The 2,584-nt window shown below is 54.5% G+C and carries 4 protein-coding genes; all 4 read left to right on the top strand.

The window, feature by feature from the left end:
• A partial coding sequence (locus tag J5224_RS24805; RefSeq protein ID WP_264627880.1) for a terminase gpA endonuclease subunit occupies positions 1-561 on the top strand: 561 nt, incomplete at its 5' end.
• Positions 558-773, top strand: a complete 216-nt coding sequence (locus tag J5224_RS24810; RefSeq protein WP_264627881.1) for a hypothetical protein — start codon at positions 558-560, stop codon at positions 771-773. The genes J5224_RS24805 and J5224_RS24810, both read left to right, overlap by 4 nt.
• The gene (locus tag J5224_RS24815; RefSeq protein WP_264627882.1) at positions 770-2,284 is read left to right on the top strand and encodes a phage portal protein; all 1,515 of its coding nucleotides are present in this window, start codon (positions 770-772) and stop codon (positions 2,282-2,284) included. The genes J5224_RS24810 and J5224_RS24815 overlap by 4 nt, the downstream gene beginning before the upstream one ends.
• A gap of 22 nt (positions 2,285-2,306) precedes the next feature.
• Positions 2,307-2,584 (top strand): Clp protease ClpP (locus tag J5224_RS24820; RefSeq protein ID WP_413544722.1); only part of this gene is annotated, 278 nt, incomplete at its 3' end.

Consider the following 2,584-nt stretch of genomic DNA (forward strand, 5'->3'; position numbering starts at 1 on the left):
TATGAATTCTGGCGGCAATGTCGCCGGGATGGCCTGCATAAACGTGTCTACCTGTTTAAAGGTGACAGCACCAAACGCAGCAAACTTATCAGCAAAACATTCCCGAACAACATTGACCGACAAGACCGACGCGCGGAAGCGCGCGGGGATGTGCCGTTGTACCTGCTCCAGACTGACCCACTAAAGGACCGGATCGACAACGCCTTGCAGCGTGAGACGCCGGGGGCCAATTACATTCATTTTCCTGACTGGCTCGGTGAGTGGTTCTACGACGAATTGACCTATGAGGAGCGTGGTCCTGACGGCAAGTGGCGTAAGCCGGGGCGCGGGCCAAACGAGGCATTTGACCTGATGGTCTATGCCCATGCGCTGGTTATCCTGCGCGGGTATGACAAAATCAACTGGGATAATCCACCGCAGTGGGTAACGCCTTCAGATGATGACTCCCCACAACAGCACAGACCCGCACCACGCCCGACACAGCCAGACACAACGACATCAGCCCGCGAGATAGTAGCCTCGGCCTGGGCTCCCATTAATTCATCAGGAGGCTGGGTGTGAACCAGGCAGAAATTCAAAACATGATCCAGCTCTACATGGATGCTGAAAAGGCAGTGCTGGAAGGAAAAAGCATCACGTTTAACGGCCAGCAGATGACCATGGAAAACCTGAACTTAATCATTGCAGGTCGGGAGAAATGGGAGCGCCGGTTAGCGGCGTTTCAACGGGCTCAGACCGGTAGCCCTATGTATAAAGTGGTGAGGTTTCAATGAAACTGCTGGATAACCTTATTGGGGCCATCTCTCCGGCGTGGAAAGCCTCTCGTCTGCGCAGTCGCTACATGATCAGCGCCTATGAGGCGACGATGCCAACACGCACGCACAGGGGAAAGCGTGAGAATCGCAATGCTAATCAACTGACGCAATTCGGCGGACGCTCCCTGCGCGAGCAGGCGCGCTGGCTGGATAACAATCATGACATCGTGATCGGCATTCTCGACAAGCTGGAGGAGCGGATTGTCGGGGCAAAGGGATTTATCGTTGAGCCGCAGCCTCTGCTCAAAGACGGGACCATTGCCGAAGATCTGGCCTCGCAAATCCGTGCACTGTGGGGTGAGTGGTCAGTGTCCCCGGATGTGACGGGGCAGTACACGCGCCCGGTGTTGGAACGGTTGATGGTGCGTACCTGGTTGCGCGACGGTGAAGTGTTTGCACAACTGGTGCAGGGCGCAGCAAACGGATTGCAGCCTGTTGCGGGCGTGCCGCTCTGGCTTGAAGCGTTGGAGCCGGACTTTGTTCCGCTGGATCGTACCGACCCGTCTAAAAAGTTGCTGCAAGGGGTATACCTCAATGACTGGGGCAGACCAACGAAATATATGGTGTACAAGCAACTGCCAACCATCGGGATGCTACAGGGCGATATTAAAGACGTTTCTGCTGATTTCATGCTGCACCTGAAATTTACCCGTCGCTTACACCAGGTACGGGGCAATTCGTTATTTTCCGGCATTCTGATTCGATTGAGTGGACTCAAGGATTATGAAGACGCGGAACTGACTGCCGCCCGCATTGCTGCATCGCTAGGCATGTACATCAAAAAAGGGGATGGGCAGTCATACCCTGAGGCTGACAGCAAAACGCGCGGTCCCGAGGAACTGAATATCGTTCCGGGCATGCTGTTTGATGGCCTTCAACCCGGAGAAGATGTCGGGATGATCAAGTCAGACCGCCCTAACGCCAATCTGGAATCTTTCCGAAATGGTCAGTTACGCGCGGTGGCCGCAGGTTCACGGGGCAGTTTCTCCAGCATTGCCCGTAACTATAACGGCACCTACAGCGCCCAGCGTCAGGAGTTGGTTGAATCCACTGAGGGATACCTGATTTTGCAGGACACGGTGATCGCTGCACTTACCCGCCCGATGTACCGCACTTTCCTGAAAATGGCGATTGCGGCTGGCCGGATAAAAGTCCCCCGCAATGTTAATCAAGAAACCCTGTTTAACGCGGTCTATTCCGGGCCGGTGATGCCATGGATTGATCCGGTGAAAGAGGCGACATCCTGGAAAATCCTTATCCGTGGTGGTGCCGCGACTGAAAGTGAGTGGGTGCGGGCGCGTGGCTCTAACCCTGATGATGTCAAACGCCGTCGTAAGGCGGAAGTTGATGAAAACAGCAAGCAAGGTCTGGTGTTTGATACTGACCCGGCAAATGACAAAGGAGGCAGAAATGCCACGGCCAAAAACACGGCAAAAGGTACGCAACAGCGCACAACGAACGCCGATTAATCAGGGTAATTCCTGGTTTCGTATGCAGGCGCAGAGTGACGGGGCGGCTGACATCTACATCTACGATGAAATCGGTTACTGGGGGGTAACAGCCAAGCAGTTTATTGCTGAACTGGAAGCCCTGGGTGAACTCTCCCTCATCAACCTCCATATCAACTCACCGGGTGGCGACGTGTTTGATGGTATCGCCATCTTTAACGCGCTCAAACATTGTGGCGCATCCATTACGGTGCATGTCGATGGCATTGCCGCCTCGATGGCGTCTTACATTGCGATGGTTGGCAATCCGGTCATCATGCC

The sequence above is a fragment of the Candidatus Symbiopectobacterium sp. NZEC135 genome (assembly GCF_025962695.1).

What these genes read in the sequence shown, in the direction of transcription:
- J5224_RS24815 (WP_264627882.1), top strand. Translation starts at nt 770, where the DNA reads ATGAAACTGCTGGATAACCTTATTGGGGCCATCTCTCCGGCGTGGAAA.